Source organism: Planktotalea frisia (assembly GCF_001890925.1).
Lineage (GTDB): Bacteria > Pseudomonadota > Alphaproteobacteria > Rhodobacterales > Rhodobacteraceae > Planktotalea > Planktotalea frisia.
Genome location: NZ_MLCB01000200.1, coordinates 1 through 17,474 on the forward strand (window position 1 = coordinate 1; position 17,474 = coordinate 17,474).

The following is a 17,474-nucleotide window of genomic DNA, read 5'->3' on the forward strand; positions in this document are numbered from 1 at the left end:
CTACGGTCAGACGTCAACCCGTCAAAAGTCGGGTGCTCGAGGACTCTGTGTATATCACATTGAACGCCTGCGCGCCGAGCATCGACAGGATCGCATCCTTACGCCGTTCTTTGGGATCAATCTTGTCCAAATGTCTGTGCAATACAGCTTCCGCCGTCAAAACCGCATGATGATCTACCATACGGCCAAGCTTAGGGTGCGAAAGATGCGCTTTTGCGGTGCTGATCACTTCGGCGGCGCGATGCGCATCGCGTGGTAAACGCCGTCCAACCCGCTTCATGCCGCGCGGCAAATCACGCGCCTTCACGCCAAGCTGTTTGCGCAGCGCGGCGAGCGCTTTTCGCTCTATCGCATCAAGATCAGGTTCAGCTTGCATAGACTCACTTCCGTCAGCGGCACTCTATCGAAAGCCCTGAGCGCTCTCAAGCAAAGCCGGCTGGTGCAGATGTGAAATTCGCGTTAACCCTATTAATATGCTTCATTATCTTACACATGGCACCGACACCACCAAGCCACCGCTGATGATCGTGCATGGGCTTTTCGGTTCTGCGCGCAACTGGAACGTCATCGCCAAGCGCATGTCAGAAACGCGCACCGTGATAGCGCCAGATATGCGCAATCATGGCAATAGTTTTCATGCAGATAGCCATAGCTATACCGACATGGCGGCCGATCTTTCAGAGCTCATCGATGCGCTTGGGGGGACTGTCGATCTCGTCGGACATTCGATGGGCGGCAAAGCGGCGATGGTGTTAGCGCTGAGCAACCCGAGCCAAGTCGCGCGCCTGCTCGTTGCGGATATAGCACCTGTCGCCTACACACATTCGCAACAACAATTCATCGATGCAATGCGCGCAGTTAATCTCAGCCAAGTCACCCGCCGCGCGGATGCGGTCACGCAGCTTGCTCAGCACGTTGAGGACAAAACGCTTCAATCTTTCTTCACCCAATCTCTCGATGTGAAAAATCAGCGCTGGCACTACAACCTTGATGCACTTGAGCGCGATATGGCCAAAATACTCAGTTTCCCTGAGATCAAAGGCACCTATGAAGGTCTAACACTCTTCCTGTCAGGCGCAAATTCTGACTACGTTTTGCCCGAACACCGCGACAAGATCAGAACCCATTTCAGCAACGCCAAATTCGCTAAAATCCAAGACGCCGGCCATTGGCTCCACGCCGAACAACCCCGCGCCTTCGAGGCATCTTTGCGCGCTTTCCTAGACTACAAAGTCTAAGTCTTCATCTTCCTATTTCGAAAAGTATCCTGAAGAGCACGAGGGACTAGCCCCTCGCCCATACTCACAAATGCAGCGTGCCGCTCATCAAAATGTGCCCAGCACCTGCGACCTCGACCGCCTCAATCGCGTCACGAGGGCCAATCACACGCACATCTGCGCGCCCTGGACGACCCAGCATGTGACCTTGCTCGGCCACAAATTCGGGGCCTTCAATCAAGCCGTGTTTCCACAGATAACTCGCCATCGCCCCAGTTGCTGACCCTGTAAAAGGGTCCTCAGGTGGACTGGGGGGCAACAACAACAAACGCGCAGCGGTATCACCCGTATCGGTAAAACCACCCAATGTACACAAGAACGGTTCCATCACGTCGTCACCGCCAATGCTCTCGTTCATCCGCTCAACCGCGCTTGCATTCAGTTTAGCCAAACTCAACGCAGTGCGATCTTCCAAAAGCGTAATCACAAACGGCAACCCTGTAGAAACAAGCTGCGGCGGCGCAACAATATCGCCTGTGGTCAGGCCAATCGCGGCCGCGACCAAAGCTGGATCAACCTCAACTCCAAATTCAGGCGCGTTCTGGCGCATGGTCACGCGTTTGCCATCACCGCTCAGATGAACGGGAATTATCCCGGCCAATGTTTCAAGCGTCAGATCACCGGTGCCAACCGTCCCAGCCGCATGCGCTGCCACAACTGACGCCACCGTCGGATGTCCTGCAAACGGAATTTCGCGGCTCGCCAAGAAATAGCGTACCCGCACGTCTGCCACCTCAGACGGCCCTAAAAATGTGCATTCCACCAAAGACGTTTCGCGCACAAAGGCCAAACACGTCTCGTCATCTAAATGCGCCGCATGGTGAACCACGGCGCATCCGTTGCCGCCAAAGGGGCGATCCGTGAACGCATCGACCCAATGGACAGCAAAATCAGCCATGTTTAGTGAACCGCTTGCGGTGCGTAATCATTCTGGCGCGCCAGAACAAAAGCGAGGTCACGATCCGCAACAATCGCCAAACGCGCGCCATCCTCAGAGTGCACCGCATAAAGCTGCTCAGAGCCTTCTGCCTGTTTTTGCATTTCAACGGGCAAGTCCGTTACATCAACCGAGCGCACGTAAACAATCCGCTCGTCGCTGCTTTTTGAGAAATCAAATGCTTCAGTCATGATCTACCCTTTCTTAATGTTTATTGTTTGAACAACTGTGTCAGGTCGCGCGCGGGTCAAGTCGACGTGGAGCAATCCGTTCTCCATCAACGCTTCCCCCACTTCCACCCCATCCGCGAGCACGAAACTACGCTGAAACTGACGCGCTGCGATCCCGCGATGCAGGAACATGCGCCCGTCGCTATCATCAGTTTGCCGCCCACGGATCACCAACTGGCGATCCTCAACAGTGATCGCCAAATCATCTTCGCCAAAGCCAGCGACAGCCAGCGTAATTCGGTACGAAGTATCTGTGGTTTGTTCGATATTATAAGGCGGGTAACCTTCATTGCCAGATTTCGCGGTGCGTTCCACCAAGCGTTCCAGCTGCTCAAACCCAAGCATATGTGGGTATGACCCCAATGTCATTTTCGTCATCGGCTCGTCCTTACATCTAAGCGACAGTCCATCTGTGCGATCCCGTTTCGGCAACCGCGTCTCGTTAGAATATGGGAAGCTTCAAAGCGCAGTGCAAGGGCTATGCGTAGGCCTTTGCGCGCGTTATAAGTGGGGCACTGTAAATTCCCTCTGCACTGGAATCGCTTGAATGAACGCGCCAACAGATATCTCAATGAAAACCAACGAAGTTTTGCGCGTTGAGCTTGAAGTCCTGCGTCGGGAACACCGTGATCTTGATGACGCGATTCATGCACTTGTTGAGAAAGGCACAGCCGATCAATTCACCATGCAACGTCTCAAGCGCTCCAAATTGCGCCTCAAGGACAAAATCGCAAACCTTGAAGACCGTTTGACCCCCGATATTATCGCATAAGCGATTGCCTAAAGGCCGCGCTTGCGTATAGTCCGCCGCTTACTGTTTGAGGGCACATTGCATGACACAGATCGAAGTTGGAATCATCATGGGCAGCCAATCCGATTGGCCCACGATGAAAGAAGCCACTGAAATGCTTGATGCATTGGGCGTCCCATATGAGACTAAAATCGTCTCTGCGCACCGCACACCAGACCGTCTTTGGGACTACGGCAAAACAGCCGCTTCGCGTGGTTTGAAAGTGATCATCGCTGGTGCTGGTGGTGCTGCGCACTTGCCCGGCATGATGGCGTCAAAAACCCGCGTTCCTGTGATTGGCGTTCCCGTGCAGACCAAAGCTTTGTCCGGCGTCGATAGTCTCTACTCTATCTTACAAATGCCGCGCGGTTTTCCTGTCGCGACCATGGCCATCGGTGCTGCTGGTGCTGCCAACGCGGGCCTGATGGCCGCTGGTATTCTCGCCACATCTGATCCAGCACTTGCCACCCGCCTTGATGCGTGGCGCGAAGCACTATCTGCTTCCATTGCCGAGGAACCTGTTGATGACTAATCCCCTGCCGCAAGGCGCAGTGATCGGAATACTAGGCGGCGGTCAACTTGGCCGTATGCTCTCTGTCGCAGCGGCGCGTCTTGGCTTTCGCACACATATCTTTGAGCCGGGTGCAAACCCGCCTGCGGGCCACGTCGCGGAATATGTAACGACCGCCAGCTATGAAGACGAGAGCGCCTTGCGCGCCTTTGGGCAGGCCGTCGATGTCATCACCTATGAATTCGAAAACGTGCCCACATCTGCACTCGATCTGCTCGGATCGCTCGCACCGATCCATCCGGGCCGCGATGCCTTGCGCATTTCCCAAGATCGCATCACAGAGAAGGAATTCCTCTCAGGTCTCGGCCTCTCTGTTGCGCCCTTTGCTGTGGTTGATGACGCTGACAGCCTTGCGGTCGCAATCGAAAAAGTTGGCACGCCTTCAATCCTGAAAACCCGTCGCTTCGGGTATGATGGCAAAGGCCAAGCGCGGTTGAAAAGTGCCGATGACGCCACACAGGCGCTTGCGGATATGGCGGGTGCCCCTGCGGTGCTTGAAGGGTTCATCGATTTTTCTTGCGAAATATCCGTCATCGCTGCGCGCAGCCCTTCGGGGGAAGTCGCCTGTTTTGACCCCGGTGAAAACGTCCATGAGGGCGGGATCCTGCGCAAGACCACTGTGCCCGCAAACGTCAAATCGAGCCTGCGCATGGATGCGGTTATCCTTGCAGGTCGTATCCTGAACGAGCTGGATTACGTCGGCGTCTTGGGCGTCGAGCTCTTTGTCACGCCCTCTGGGCTGGTCGTGAACGAAATCGCGCCGCGCGTGCATAATTCAGGCCACTGGACGCAAAATGGCTGCACGGTAGATCAGTTCGAACAGCACATTCGCGCAATCGCAGGCTGGCCGCTCGGCAATGGGCAACGTCATAGCGATGTGGTGATGGAGAACTTGATTGGCGATGATATGGACCGCGTTCCAAGCCTTGCGACACAGGCCGAAACTGCGTTGCATCTGTATGGCAAAGCCGATGTGAAAAAGGGCCGTAAAATGGGCCATGTGAATTACGTCAGCGCAATCGCCAAAGGTTAAGCGCTGCCGCCACTGCTCGACAAAATGGCTGGATCAATTCCTATCGCGCCCAGCGCCGCGCTCCATTTCTTGCTATCTGGCGTCTCGAAAATGACCTTATGACCAACATCTGCCACCAGCCAACCATTGCGCGCCAATTCCCCTTCCAGTTGCCCTGGCCCCCAACCTGCGTAACCAAGCGCGATCAGCGCCTTTTCAGGGCCGTTTCCCGCTCCAATGTCTTCCAGAATATCAATCGTCGCCGTCATCGCAAACCCGTCGCCCGTGTCCAAACTGGACAGTTCAGAGCGATACTCGGAGCTATGCAGAACAAATCCGCGGCCATGCTCAACTGGACCGCCGAAATAGATCGGCCAATCCGCGCGCGCACTTCCCTTAGGAATCGAAAGTTGATCCATAAGATCCGCCAATTTAACATCGTGAACGCATTTATTCACGATCAAGCCCATCGCGCCCTCTGCGGAATGCGCGCACATAAAGATGACGCTGCTTTGAAAACGTGCATCTGGCATATCAGGCATTGCGATCAAACACTTGCCAACAAGATCTAACGAAAGGTCATTGGATGTCATAAAATTCAGTATCTCAATTCAATGAATAAAAGATGTGCGGATGCAGCAAAATGCGCAAGTCACTTTGATGAGTTTTTCTTATTTCTCACATATTCTCTCAATATAGTGACGTGACATTGAGCCTCGCAAGGTGCACCCAAGGCACATGAACATGAAAACAAAGATAATCGCGACCCTCGCCGGTATTTTCATTGCACCGGTTGCTCAGGCGCAAAATTACGATGATGTCATCGAAGCAAGCCTGATCACGGGTTGGCGCCAAGCCGATGGCAGCCATATGAGCGGCATTCGTCTTGAGCTAAAGACCGGTTGGCACACCTATTGGCGTGCGCCGGGGGATGCAGGGATTCCGCCCAGCTTTGACCTCTCAGACTCGCGCAACCTCAAGGCCGCGCAAATCGTTTGGCCACGCCCAGACGTCTACGAGCAAAATGGCCTGCGTTCGATTGTGTATCATGATCAGGTCGTTCTTCCGCTGCAAGTCGCACCCAAAACCGATGGCAAAGACATTCAGCTCAACGCGCGGATCGAAATTGGCGTGTGTAAAGATATTTGCATTCCTCAAACGCTCAACATCTCCGCAATACTTCCCGCCGATAGCACCAAACGCGACGGCCGCATCGCCGCGTCTTTGGCAGATCGTGCTTACTCGGGCAAAGAAGCCGGTGCGCAAAATGTGCGATGCCGAATCTCACCCAGCGCAGATGGAATTTCCTTGCAAGCCAGCTTGGAACTGCCGCGTGTCGGCAAGGGCGAAGCGATGATAATAGAAGCCGCCAATCCACTTTTATGGATTGCCCAGCCCAAGATGACGCGCTCGGGCAACACGCTCACTGCCGTGACGCAGATTCAACACGTCGAAAACGCGCCTTTTTTGCTCAATCGCAGTTCTTTGCGGATCACCGTTCTGAGCGATCAGCGCGCGGTTGAAATTGTGGGCTGTAAAGGCAGTTAAGCCCTTACGCTTCACCCTGACGGCGACGGCGCGACATGAACAGCGCCAACAAAGCGGCAATATAAGCAGTCAATATTGCCACAAACAGCCCTCCCACAAAGATCACAAACGCGAATGGCATTGAAGGCATATCCTCAACGCTTGGCAACATCGCAAGCAATGGTGGATAAAGCGCATCGTTAACTGCCGCATACCCAAGCGTTCCCGCGAGCCAGAGCGCAATGGCACCAGACAAACCGAGCAGCGCCAGTCGCGGTCCTTTCGCACGAAAGCCTAACCCACGTTTGAACGCATCAACGCGACGGCGCACATCATGTTGCATCGCAATGAACGATGGCACGACAAGCAATACCAAGAACATGCCGAATCCTAGTCCATAGACCAGCGTAACCACCGTTGGCTTCAAAAATTGAGCTTGGCTTGAGCGCTCGAACAACAGTGGCAATAGACCCAACACAGTCGTCAATGTCGTTAACATGACAGGGCGTAATCTGTTCGCAACACCATCAATAATGGATGGAAACAACCCGCGATCTTTGGCGTATTCATCAATCGTAGTCACCAAAACGATGGAGTCGTTGATGATGATCCCCGTCATGCCCAAAAGGCCAACGATAGAGAACATCGACAACGGGATATCCCAGACCGCGTGGCCATAAATCGTCCCGACCAGACCAAACGGGATGACTGCCATGACAACCACGGGACGCGTCCAGCTCGAGAACACCCAAGCAAGCACAAGATAAATTCCCGTCAACGACAGCACCAGCCCTGTCAACGCATCACTCAAAAACGCATTTTCCTGCTCCGATTGGCCGGAAAGACGCCATTCGACTTGCTGCTCAGACGCAATACGCGGCAAAATTTGCTCTTCTAACGCATCTTCGATTTCGCTCGCACGCGCTGGGTCGTCTTCAGAAATATCGCCTGTCACAGAAATCAAACGCACACCATTTTCGCGTCGCACCGTTGAAAATCCTGTGCGCTGCGTCACGCTGACGATATCTGCAAGCGGCACATAGTCGCCCGACTTACTGCGCAGCAAAGTACTATCAAGGAAATCTGCGCGTAACTCACCGCTCGGCAATTCTACCCGAATGGTCGCACTACGTGGCCCGTCGGGAAAACTCGCGGCTTCAATCCCGTTCAATCGATGCCTGAGCACACGTCCGAGCTGATCAATCGTAAAGCCCAGTGCTTGTCCCTGAGCTGTCAACTCTAGGATCACCTCTTCTTTGTCGTAGGCCAGATTATCCTCAACCGCTGACACTTCTGGGAAGCGCGCGAGTTCTGATTGTAACGCTTCACTTGCGCGCTTTAACGTCTCTGCATCAGCGCCAAAAAACTCTACATCCAGCCCTGATCCGCCCGGACCAGAGCGCCAAGAGCGGAAGGAAACATTTTCCGTCAATGGATGACGACGCACTTGATCTTGCAGGTCGCTGACAAAAGAAAAACTTGAATAGGGCCGTAGATCTGCGTCAATCAGCTCTATCGAAATACCGCCAAGCAGATCGTTATCTTTGGTATCAGATCCAGCAAGACCACGCCCCGCTGACCCACCGATCGTCGCCATCACATAATCTAGCGGGTTGGTCCCGTGCTCTTTCTCATACTCGGCGGCCAGCTCATTCGTCGCGCGTTGCATTTCGCGCATCATCGCCAGCGTATCTTCGCGGTTCGCCCCCTCCACCATCGAGAAATTGCCCGTCACAGACGAGCGCTCCGGCGCATTAAAGAACCGCCATTGGACATCCCCGCTGATCACCAAAACGACTTGGCTCGCAAGGACAGCAATTGCCCCTGCAATGACAACGTAGCGCGCCCAAATAACTCCCGCGATGAACGGTCGAAACAGCTGATCGCGCACCCACTCAAACCCGCGGTTCACAACACGGCTGGGCAGATCATACCAATGTGTTTTCACACTATGCGCCAATGCATGGCTCATGTGGTTCGGCAGAATGAGAAAACACTCCGCCAATGAAGCCACCAAGACCGCGATAACCGTGAATGGAATATCGCCTATCAAGTCCCCAAAACGCCCACCGACAGCAACCAATCCGAAAAAGGCAATCACAGTCGTAAGTGTCGCCGAAAACACAGGCATAGCCATGCGGCGCGCTGCATTTTCCGCTGCCACCACAGGCGGCTCCTTGAGTTCTCGCGCGCGGTAATCTGCGTGCTCACCCACAACAATCGCGTCGTCCACCACGATCCCGAGGGTAATGATCAGCGCGAAGAGCGAGATCATGTTTATGGTCAGCCCACCCAGATACATGATCGCTATCGCTGCAAAAAGCGCGACAGGAATCCCTGCTGCCACCCAAAATGCCGTCCGCGCATTTAGGAATAGGAACAACAACAAAACCACAAGCGCTAGCCCGGTCACCGCGTTATCGAGCAAAATGTTTAAGCGACCACTAATATATTCCGCCCGCGTGCGAATAAGTTCGATTGTGACGCCATCAGGAAGCGTTGCCTGCATCGCGGCGGCAACTTCTTCGACTTGTCTTTGGATCGCAATTGCATCCCCTTTGTCAGATCGATCCACGCGCAGTGTCATCGCCGGATTATCAGCCACATAAAACCCGATCTCGCGATCTACACCCTCTTGGCGCAACTGCGCGATGTCACCGATGCGCAGCTTTGAGCCATCATCATTCGAGCGCAAAACGATCTGTGCAATCTGCTCGGGCGTTCGTTTTTCAACACCCGTGCGCACACGTGCGGTGCCACCAGACACATCCCCAGCCGGGTCCGCGTCCACTTCGGAGGCAATCGCCGCCGCAATATCCGCCATCGCGATATCATTCGCGATCAAACTGGCCGATGGAACCTCGACAATCGTCTGGCCCGCCGCAACACCACGAATGGTCGTGCGCGTAACGCCGACACCGAACAAGCGAATGCTCAGTTCATCAGCAAAAAGCGCCAATTGTTCGATGCCCACTGGTCCAGTGATCACAACATCCGTCACGCGATCACGCCATTGACCGCGGCGCACGACGGGACCTTCCGCCTCGTCGGGCAAGCCCGTGACTTGATCCACCGCTGATTGCACATCATCAGCCGCGCGCGCCATGTCCCAATTGGGTTCAAATTCTAAAGAAATCGTTGCGCGACCTTCACTGCTGCTCGCGCTGGAACTATCGACGCCCTCAACGGACAAGAGCGCCGGCTCCATGACCTGCACAATTGCTGCGTCCACGTCTTCTGCGCCTGCGCCATCCCATGCGACCGAGACCGAAACTGTGTCCAAAACCACGTCTGGAAAGAACTGCGCGCGCATTTTCGGCATCGCGACAAGACCCGCGACCAGCATGATGACCAACAGCAGATTCGCGAGTGTTTTATGGCGTACAAAGTAGCTAAGAACGCCACCCGCACCCTTGGGAAGATCACGCGCCATGGTTTATCCCCCCATCCGACCTTCGATCCGCTGCACCATTTGTGCAGGAACCTTAGGCTCGTCGAGTTGCCCCAAAATACGCGCTTTCGCTTCCTCTGGGATACGCTTGTTCGCCTGAATAAATGCTCGGATCTTGTCACGACGTTCTTGGCTTAGCTCAAGCATCTCAGGCTCTTCGATCTTTGTGACACCTTCTGCTGTGAGCGGCTTTACCTTTATCCCCGCTCCGAGAAGCGGTGTACGTGCGCTCACAACGTTGCGCCCGACCAAACCGCGTCCGCGCACGAGCACATCGTCGCCTTGTCGGCGCACAAGCGAGACCTGCAGTGCTTCAAGCCGATCCTCTTCACCGATCACCAGCACTTTTTCATCCGCGCCCAGCGCAGTTGCAGGCAAGCGCACAACGCCGCGCACCTCTGGTTCAGTTACCTCTACACGAACGAAATCTCCCGGTTTAAACCCGGGGGCTTTGTCGAGTTTGGCAAAAACCAAACGTCCCGATTGCCCTTCGCCCACAGCCGCGCTGTCACGCGACAATGTCCCTTGAGCGACGAGGTCAGCGCCGAACACATCAAGCACAACGGACACCGGCGCATCGCCCAAAACGCCGTTTTCATCCAACAAGCGCGCGTATTGCGCAGTGGACAAGCGAAACGCCACTTCAAGCGCATTAGGGTCAATCAATCGCGCAAGTCTTTCATTCGCATTCACCAATCCGCCACGTGACGCGGTGACATCGCTTAGAGCACCTGCAAATTCGGCGGTGATAACCGTATCGTCCAATCTTCGGGAAGCATCCGCTTTGGCCAACTCAGCGCGGGCAATTCTTGTTTGCGCCTGCTCGATACGTGCCTCGGCTTGCGCCAGGGCTTGACGACGAGACAGAACAGCCTGTCGCGCGGATGACGCCGCGAGTTCAGCAGTTTCCACCGCTGCCGCAGTCCCAACGCCGCGCCGAGACAAATCTTCCTGACGCTCAAAGGCTTTCTCACGCAAAGCAACCTGCTCGCGCGCCGCATCAAGCTCATCTTGCGCCAAACCAATTGCGCGCGCTGCCTCACGCGCTTCGAGCTTGGCATCGCTCAAATCACTATCAGCCCGATCAAACGCGCTTTGCGCTTCGGCTTGGTCAATTTGTACCAGCTGCTCCCCAGCTGTGACGCTTCCTCCCTCAACAAAATTTTCAGACAACGCTAGCACCGTGCCAGACGCCCCCGCACGTAGATCAAGCGTGCGCGCGCTCTCTATTTGGCCGAAAGATGTTAAAATAGGCTCAACGCTTTGGATATTTGCGGGCAGGACTGTCACCGAGAAAACCCGCTCACGCGAGCGCGAAGGCCTTGGCTCTTCGCTCATGCGCGCTTGCACTGCGCCATAAATCATGGAGCCCGCATAGACGAGCAAAGCCCCCGTCATAGCCACCAAAAACAAACCCGCGAGGCTGTTTCGTAAAAATCTCATACCGTTGCCGCCTTCGTAAACTTACTCTTAACTTAGTGGCTCAAATGAACTTGGCAAACCAAGCAAATCTGATCACATTTAGCGTATTACGGCCAAGCCACTCATTTCCGTCGCAAATGTTCATCTAAACGCGGCATTATTTCGACGAAATTGCAGGGTCGGTGACGATAATCGAGTTGAAACGCCAAAATTTCATCCCACGCATCCTTGCACGCGCCCGGACTTCCCGGCAGAGCGAACAAATATGTGCCCAGCGCGACGCCACCTGTCGCACGGCTTTGCACCGCCGACGTGCCGATTTTTGCCATGCTCACATGAGTGAACACAGTTCCAAACGCATCAATCTCTTTCTCATAAACATCGCGGTGCGCTTCGACCGTGACATCCCGCCCCGTCAAACCAGTGCCTCCTGTCGAAATCACCACGTCAATCGCATCATTTGCACACCAAACGCGCAACTGTTCAGCAATCTCAGCCCGCTCATCACGCACGATCATACGCTCCGCAAGAATATGCCCCGCATCGCTCAAGCGCTGCACCAACACATCGCCAGAGCGATCATCGTTAAGCGCACGCGTGTCCGACACCGTCAGAACCGCGATACGCACAGGAAGAAATTCGCGATTTTCGTCAATACGACTCATGCCATCTCTCCCAACTTCGCTTTCAAAGCCAATAAATCCGCCCAGGCTTCGCGTTTTTTCAAAGGGTTGCTCAACAAATATTCAGGATGGAACATCGGCAGCACAGGCAGCCCCATCGCCTGCGCCCATTGCCCGCGCATCCGCGTAATGCCACGTTTCCCAAGCACTGCCTGACACGCGATATTGCCCATCAGAACCAACACATCGGGCTTGGCCAAAGCCACATGGCGTTCCAGAAATGGTAGCATCATCGCCAAATCATCGGCGCTTACATCCCCACCACGCGGCAGACGCCATGGAATCACACTTGTTAAATAAACGCTTTCAGAGCGACTCAGCCCAATCGCTTTCAGCATATTTTCCAGCAAAAGCCCCGTATCGCCCACAAATGGCATGCCGTCGCGATCTTCATCACGGCTTGGTGCTTCGCCAATGACCATAACGCGACTGCCCAACACACCATCTGCAAACACCAGATTGCGCGCGCCACGTTTCAACTCGCAGGCTTCGAAACCAGCTAAGGCAGCTTTCAATGCAGTAACATCTTGCGCAGACATCGCCACATCGCGTGCCAAAGCTGCACCATCGAATGTAGCCGCAACTGGCGCAGGGCCAGTCTCAATCGCGGGAGCGGCGGTCGGTGGCACCACTTTCTTGGGCTCCGGCTTCACCTCGAAACGGTTAATAGGCTCTTCTGCAATCGCTTCGTCCACACCAAACTCTACCTGCCATTCAAGCAAGGCCTTTGCGGTATGATACTCTAAAGATGTCATGTGTGCCGATTCCATAGCGCCAATCTATGCCGCTCGCGCTGGATAGGAAACGCCCCATCTTGCCCGCGCGGGCCACCGCGCCTATAACGCGCCGAACCAAAGGGGGCCGCGCCATGTCTTTTACCCAAGCTCACCTGCTCGGGATCGAGCATTTGCACCCGTCAGAGATTACGGCGCTGCTCGATCTTGCGGATCAATACGTTGATCTAGGTCGCGGCCAACACAAGCATTCCGATGCGCTGCAAGGTCTCACCCAGGTCAATATGTTCTTCGAGAATTCCACCCGCACGCAGGCCAGTTTTGAACTTGCGGGCAAGCGCCTTGGCGCCGATGTGATGAATATGGCGATGCAGGCCAGTTCGATCAAAAAGGGCGAAACCCTGATCGACACCGCGATGACCCTGAACGCTATGCACCCTGATTTACTGGTTGTCCGTCATCCCCATTCAGGTGCCGTCGATCTACTGGCTCAAAAAGTGAATTGCGCCGTTCTGAACGCGGGGGATGGTCGCCACGAACACCCCACCCAAGCCTTGCTCGATGCGCTCACAATTCGTCGCGCCAAAGGTCGTTTGCACCGTCTTTCAATCGCCATTTGCGGAGATATTGCGCATTCGCGAGTGGCGCGCTCAAACATTATGTTGCTCGGCAAAATGGAAAACCGCGTGCGCCTAATTGGCCCCCCGACCCTGATGCCTAGCCAGATAAACGAATTCGGCTGTGAAGTGTTCGAGGACATGCGCGAAGGTCTCAAAGATGTTGACGTCGTCATGATGCTGCGCTTGCAAAAAGAACGCATGGATGGCGGTTTCATCCCTTCCGAGCGCGAGTATTATCACCGTTACGGTCTCGATGCGGAAAAGCTAAGCTACGCCAAGCCAGACGCCATTGTCATGCACCCCGGCCCTATGAACAGAGGCGTGGAAATTGATGGCGATATTGCTGATGACATCAACCGCTCTGTCATTCAGGAACAGGTCGAAATGGGTGTCGCTGTGCGCATGGCCGCGATGGACCTTCTTGCGCGCAACAGACGCAGCCGACCCAAGGGTGTCATGGTATGAGCACTCAAATGCGCATCACAGCAACAGAACATGGCATCGTTCGTCTTTTTGCGGTCGAAACTGCGCAAGCATTTGATCATGCGTCCCTTTGTGACGCTTTGGCTGTGGAAACGCTAGATCCCGCTCACGTTGATATGATCACGTTGAGCGATCTCGACGAGCTTGGACTTGAAGGATATCTCGCGCTTGGCATGGGCATCGAGCCTTCTGAAATCGACGCGATGCGCCCGCAGATCAACACGCTCAAAGGCGATGTTGTGCTCATCCGCTCTGCAGCTTTTGGGGCCAAAGCAGTGAATCTGAAGCCGACATCCCCTTTGCGCTGGATCGCCACGTTTGGTGAAGTCCCTATCGACACCACATCAACCCCGATGAAAACCAATTCCGCACAGGGCACCTTATCCGGCGCAACGCCCGCGGATCGGCCTTCAAACAATAAAGTCCTTTTTTGGGTGCTCGCGGCCTTCGCTCTGATTGTTGCGATCACTATTTCGATGTTCATCCGGATCACCCCATAGGAGAGCAGTACTATGCAAGAGCCAAAAGACCCCAGAATGTCAGGTCGCATCGCCTCAATCGTGCTGATCTTGCTCTCGCTTTTCGTGATTATGCTGGTTTGGATCGCGTAAAATGAACGCGCAAACACCCGCAGGCTGGGACGGCATCTTGGACGAGGGCGAAACGATCCTTTGGCAGGGTCGCCCTGTCGCGGGACTGTCATTTCAAAACATCGACATCATGAGCACACTCATGGGACTGTTTTTCATGGGTTTTTCGCTCTTTTGGATGAGCATGGCGATGAATATCGCGGGTGGTTTCGGTCGATCAGACTTTGGCGGTTTTCTACCCTACATCTTCCCCCTTTTTGGTCTGCCCTTCTTTTTCATCGGCTTTTACAATGCCATTGGACACATCCTTTGGGACAGTTATTTGCGCTCGAAAACGCACTACACGCTTACTTCAAAACGCGCGTTTATTGCCACGGCTCATCCCACAAAAGGCAAACTTCTGGTGGATCACATGATCGATGAAGATACCCATCTCACACTCAGAATCGGCCCACCCGACAGTGTATTTTTCAAAAACGCAAAATACGGGTTCAAACGTATCGAAGACGGTCGAAAAGTTCACAAACTTATGCGCCAAATTCAGGAAAATTCTCAATGACCATACGGTTTATCAACGCTCGCCTCATTGATCCTGAAACCGGTGATGACACGCTCGGTGAGTTAGCTGTTTCCTCAGGTGTGATTATCGCCAATTCCACACAAGACGCTGATAACACAGACAATAGGTTTCGCGGCGAAACCTCCGACGCCGAGACTATCGTGGATTGCATGGGCAAATGCCTAGCCCCCGGCATTATCGACATAGGTGTGAAAGTCTGTGAGCCGGGTGAACGTCACAAAGAAAGCTATCGTTCAGCGGGCCGCGCCGCTGCTGCGGGTGGTGTAACGACGATGGTCACACGTCCTGACACATCTCCCGCGATCGACAGCCCCGAGGTCCTTGAATTTGCCCGTCGCCGCGCGAATGAGGCCGCACCCGTCAACGTCCTCGTCATGGCCGCCCTCACAAAAGGACGGATGGGACGCGAAATGACCGAGATCGGCTTTTTGCAAGACGCAGGCGCCGTAGCCTTTACCGATTGTGATCATGTCATACGCGACACCAAAGTCTACAGTCGCGCCCTGACCTACGCGCGTTCGCTCGGCGCTCTCGTGATTGCCCATGTCCAAGAACCGATACTCAGCGCAGGGGCCGCTGTCACCTCTGGAAAATTCGCATCCCTTCGCGGCCTTCCTGGTGTTTCTCCGATGGCAGAACGCATGGGTCTTGATCGCGATATCGCCCTAGTTGAAATGACAGGTGTGCGCTATCACGTGGATCAAATCACCACCGCACGCGCGCTTCCTGCACTCGAACGCGCCAAGGCGAACGGCCTCGACATCACGGCTGGCGTGTCAATTCATCACCTCACGCTCAATGAACTGGATGTCGCGGACTATCGCACCTTCTTTAAAGTGAAACCTCCCCTTCGCTCTGAGGATGATCGCCTCGCTGTTATCGAAGCTCTCGCAGACGGCACCATTGATCTCATCTCCTCCATGCACACTCCTCAGGATGAGGAAAGCAAACGCCTCCCATTTGAGGAAGCCGCCTCAGGCGCAGTTGCGATGGAAACGCTGCTCCCCGCCGCGATGCGCCTTATCCATAACGAGCACATGGACCTACCAACCCTTTGGCGCGCGCTTAGCCTCGCCCCGGCAAAACGTCTCGGCCTTGCCTCTGGCCGCCTAAGCGTTGGAGCCCCTGCCGATCTCGTTCTCTTTGATCCTGATGCGCCCTTCATCATGGATCGTTTCAAACTTCACAGCAAATCCAAGAACACACCGTTTGACGGCGCGCGCATGCAAGGTAAAGTGATCTCAACCTACGTTGCCGGCCAACCCGTGTTTGAAAGTGAATAGATGCCATCTATTGAAATTAGCTTAACGGCGCTGCTCATCTGGGCCATTCTTGGCTATCTTTTCGGATCGATCCCTTTTGGGATCCTAATTTCGCGCATGATGGGCCTCGGCAATCTGCGCGACATTGGCTCTGGCAATATCGGTGCGACCAATGTTTTGCGCACTGGTTCTAAACCTGCTGCGCTCGCCACACTCATTCTTGATGGTGCCAAGGGTGCAGTCGCTGCACTGATTGCACGCGCGATGGCGGGTGAAGACGCAGCACAAGCTGCAGGCCTCATGGCCCTTATCGGACATTGCTATCCAATCTGGCTCAAGTTCCAAGGCGGCAAAGGGGTGGCGACGTTCCTTGGTCTCTTGCTCGCCCTCAGCTTCCCCGTCGGTGCAGCAAGTTGCGCGACGTGGCTCGTGGTTGCAGCACTCAAACGCATCTCATCCCTCGCAGCCCTTGCAGCTGCAGGCACGTCCACCTTCTGGATGACCCTTTTGGGATACCCGCAAGGCTTTGTTTTGGGCGTGATCCTCACGGTCCTGATTTTCTGGCGACACAAAGCCAACATCACGCGACTTCGCGCAGGAACCGAGCCTAAGATAGGCAAATAACGCGGTGCTGAACCGGCTAGTACCTCGCCAAAGTGGTGCACCTTTCGCAGTACCGCCGGTTGCCTTTATATGCGCGCTGTTTGGTGCCCCGCTGGTGATCGCTTTCTTTGGCTTCTGGATCTTCTTAATCCCTGTTTTCGCGCTTTACTTTGGTGGACCTTTGTATCTGGTCTGTGCCGGACCTGCATGTTATTGGTACCTCAAACGACGCGTTCCAAAGACGCTCGAAATCACGCTCCTAGCCATTGTTGTCAACACGATCGTAACGCTCGTTCTGCTTTGCCTAAACGCACTGATGGCCAGCTTTTTTCGTTTAGATGATCTTCTCGTCCTATATGGTGGCTTTGGCAGCGTGATGTCTGCGATTTGGGGCGCTACGTTTTGCAAACTCTATGTCTGGTTCAAAGCGGACACCGACAAAACACGCTAGCCTTCATCTTTCCAGAAAAACTTCCGCCTGAGGCATCTGCATATTTGACAAAATATGCGTATCAAGTGCGGGCTCAGCCCGCTCAATGACCTCAAATTTCAAGGATGCGTTAGCTTTTTAGCGATCGCTTCGACTTCTGCGGCTAAGTGCACCAACGATAGCGTATGCTCTGACGCACTCACCTGTGAGATTTCATGAGCTATGACTGAATCTGGTGTTTGGGCGGTTTGAAGGTTGGCGGCGTATCTGGT

20 protein-coding genes are annotated in these 17,474 nt (G+C 54.5%); 11 read left to right on the forward strand and 9 right to left on the reverse strand.

Annotation, left to right across the window (positions count from 1 at the left end; genetic code table 11):
• Window positions 1-13: 13 nt before the first annotated feature.
• Window positions 14-376, reverse strand: a complete 363-nt coding sequence (locus PFRI_RS18200) for a hypothetical protein (protein WP_072632124.1) — start codon at window positions 374-376, stop codon at window positions 14-16.
• Window positions 377-473: 97 nt separating this feature from the next.
• Between PFRI_RS18200 and PFRI_RS18205 the strand changes: the two genes are divergently transcribed.
• A complete protein-coding gene (locus tag PFRI_RS18205) occupies window positions 474-1,238 on the forward strand; it encodes an alpha/beta fold hydrolase (RefSeq protein WP_072632125.1) in 765 nt (254 codons plus the stop codon).
• Window positions 1,239-1,302: 64 nt separating this feature from the next.
• Here PFRI_RS18205 and PFRI_RS18210 read toward each other — a convergent pair whose 3' ends face one another.
• Genes PFRI_RS18210 through PFRI_RS18220 form a run of 3 tightly spaced genes read right to left on the reverse strand, consistent with a single transcriptional unit; the run spans window position 1,303 to window position 2,822 of the window.
• On the reverse strand, window positions 1,303-2,175 hold the full coding sequence (locus tag PFRI_RS18210) for a PhzF family protein (protein ID WP_072632126.1): 873 nt from the start codon (window positions 2,173-2,175) through the stop codon (window positions 1,303-1,305).
• Window positions 2,176-2,177: 2 nt separating this feature from the next.
• Complete coding sequence (locus PFRI_RS18215; protein WP_072632127.1) at window positions 2,178-2,405, reverse strand: DUF1150 family protein; 228 nt, start codon at window positions 2,403-2,405, stop codon at window positions 2,178-2,180.
• 3 nt (window positions 2,406-2,408) lie between these two features.
• The gene (locus PFRI_RS18220) at window positions 2,409-2,822 is read right to left on the reverse strand and encodes an Hsp20 family protein (RefSeq protein ID WP_072632128.1); all 414 of its coding nucleotides are present in this window, start codon (window positions 2,820-2,822) and stop codon (window positions 2,409-2,411) included.
• Window positions 2,823-2,991: 169 nt separating this feature from the next.
• On the opposite strand from PFRI_RS18220, the gene PFRI_RS18225 reads away from it, so the two are divergent.
• From PFRI_RS18225 to PFRI_RS18235, 3 genes are all read left to right on the forward strand, one after another.
• Window positions 2,992-3,216, forward strand: coding sequence for a YdcH family protein (locus PFRI_RS18225; RefSeq protein WP_072632129.1), 225 nt, complete (start codon window positions 2,992-2,994; stop codon window positions 3,214-3,216).
• A gap of 61 nt (window positions 3,217-3,277) precedes the next feature.
• The gene (purE, locus tag PFRI_RS18230; RefSeq protein WP_072632130.1) at window positions 3,278-3,766 is read left to right on the forward strand and encodes a 5-(carboxyamino)imidazole ribonucleotide mutase; all 489 of its coding nucleotides are present in this window, start codon (window positions 3,278-3,280) and stop codon (window positions 3,764-3,766) included.
• Window positions 3,759-4,838: a 5-(carboxyamino)imidazole ribonucleotide synthase gene (locus tag PFRI_RS18235; protein ID WP_072632131.1), complete on the forward strand. Its 1,080-nt coding sequence runs from the start codon at window positions 3,759-3,761 to the stop codon at window positions 4,836-4,838. Before purE ends, PFRI_RS18235 begins: the two co-directional genes overlap by 8 nt.
• Here the strand turns inward: PFRI_RS18235 and PFRI_RS18240 are convergent.
• Window positions 4,835-5,410 (reverse strand): YqgE/AlgH family protein, encoded by a 576-nt coding sequence (locus tag PFRI_RS18240; RefSeq protein WP_072632132.1) that lies wholly within the window; start codon window positions 5,408-5,410, stop codon window positions 4,835-4,837. The two genes, PFRI_RS18235 and PFRI_RS18240, sit on opposite strands and share 4 nt — an antisense overlap.
• Window positions 5,411-5,561: 151 nt before the next feature.
• Here PFRI_RS18240 and PFRI_RS18245 point away from each other — a divergent pair, with 151 nt between their 5' ends.
• A complete protein-coding gene (locus tag PFRI_RS18245; RefSeq protein ID WP_245812469.1) occupies window positions 5,562-6,365 on the forward strand; it encodes a protein-disulfide reductase DsbD domain-containing protein in 804 nt (267 codons plus the stop codon).
• A 4-nt stretch (window positions 6,366-6,369) separates the two neighbouring features.
• Here PFRI_RS18245 and PFRI_RS18250 read toward each other — a convergent pair whose 3' ends face one another.
• From PFRI_RS18250 to PFRI_RS18265, 4 genes are all read right to left on the reverse strand, one after another.
• The gene (locus tag PFRI_RS18250; RefSeq protein WP_072632134.1) at window positions 6,370-9,777 is read right to left on the reverse strand and encodes an efflux RND transporter permease subunit; all 3,408 of its coding nucleotides are present in this window, start codon (window positions 9,775-9,777) and stop codon (window positions 6,370-6,372) included.
• A 3-nt stretch (window positions 9,778-9,780) separates the two neighbouring features.
• On the reverse strand, window positions 9,781-11,238 hold the full coding sequence (locus PFRI_RS18255) for an efflux RND transporter periplasmic adaptor subunit (protein WP_072632135.1): 1,458 nt from the start codon (window positions 11,236-11,238) through the stop codon (window positions 9,781-9,783).
• A 101-nt stretch (window positions 11,239-11,339) separates the two neighbouring features.
• A complete protein-coding gene (gene moaB, locus PFRI_RS18260) occupies window positions 11,340-11,882 on the reverse strand; it encodes a molybdenum cofactor biosynthesis protein B (RefSeq protein WP_072632136.1) in 543 nt (180 codons plus the stop codon).
• Entirely contained in the window at window positions 11,879-12,670 is a 792-nt protein-coding gene (locus PFRI_RS18265) for a uracil-DNA glycosylase (RefSeq protein ID WP_072632137.1), read from the reverse strand. Before PFRI_RS18265 ends, moaB begins: the two co-directional genes overlap by 4 nt.
• Before the next feature lie 98 nt (window positions 12,671-12,768).
• Between PFRI_RS18265 and PFRI_RS18270 the strand changes: the two genes are divergently transcribed.
• The 6 genes from PFRI_RS18270 (at window position 12,769) to PFRI_RS18295 (ending at window position 17,223) form a co-directional block, all read left to right on the forward strand.
• Window positions 12,769-13,719, forward strand: a complete 951-nt coding sequence (locus PFRI_RS18270; protein WP_072632143.1) for an aspartate carbamoyltransferase catalytic subunit — start codon at window positions 12,769-12,771, stop codon at window positions 13,717-13,719.
• Entirely contained in the window at window positions 13,716-14,237 is a 522-nt protein-coding gene (locus tag PFRI_RS18275) for a hypothetical protein (RefSeq protein WP_072632138.1), read from the forward strand. Before PFRI_RS18270 ends, PFRI_RS18275 begins: the two co-directional genes overlap by 4 nt.
• Window positions 14,238-14,349: 112 nt before the next feature.
• Entirely contained in the window at window positions 14,350-14,886 is a 537-nt protein-coding gene (locus tag PFRI_RS18280) for a hypothetical protein (RefSeq protein ID WP_072632139.1), read from the forward strand.
• Window positions 14,883-16,190, forward strand: coding sequence for a dihydroorotase (pyrC, locus tag PFRI_RS18285; protein WP_072632140.1), 1,308 nt, complete (start codon window positions 14,883-14,885; stop codon window positions 16,188-16,190). Before PFRI_RS18280 ends, pyrC begins: the two co-directional genes overlap by 4 nt.
• Window positions 16,191-16,793, forward strand: a complete 603-nt coding sequence (plsY, locus tag PFRI_RS18290; protein ID WP_072632141.1) for a glycerol-3-phosphate 1-O-acyltransferase PlsY — start codon at window positions 16,191-16,193, stop codon at window positions 16,791-16,793.
• Window positions 16,794-16,887: 94 nt separating this feature from the next.
• The gene (locus PFRI_RS18295) at window positions 16,888-17,223 is read left to right on the forward strand and encodes a hypothetical protein (RefSeq protein WP_139292146.1); all 336 of its coding nucleotides are present in this window, start codon (window positions 16,888-16,890) and stop codon (window positions 17,221-17,223) included.
• Window positions 17,224-17,474: the final 251 nt, after the last annotated feature.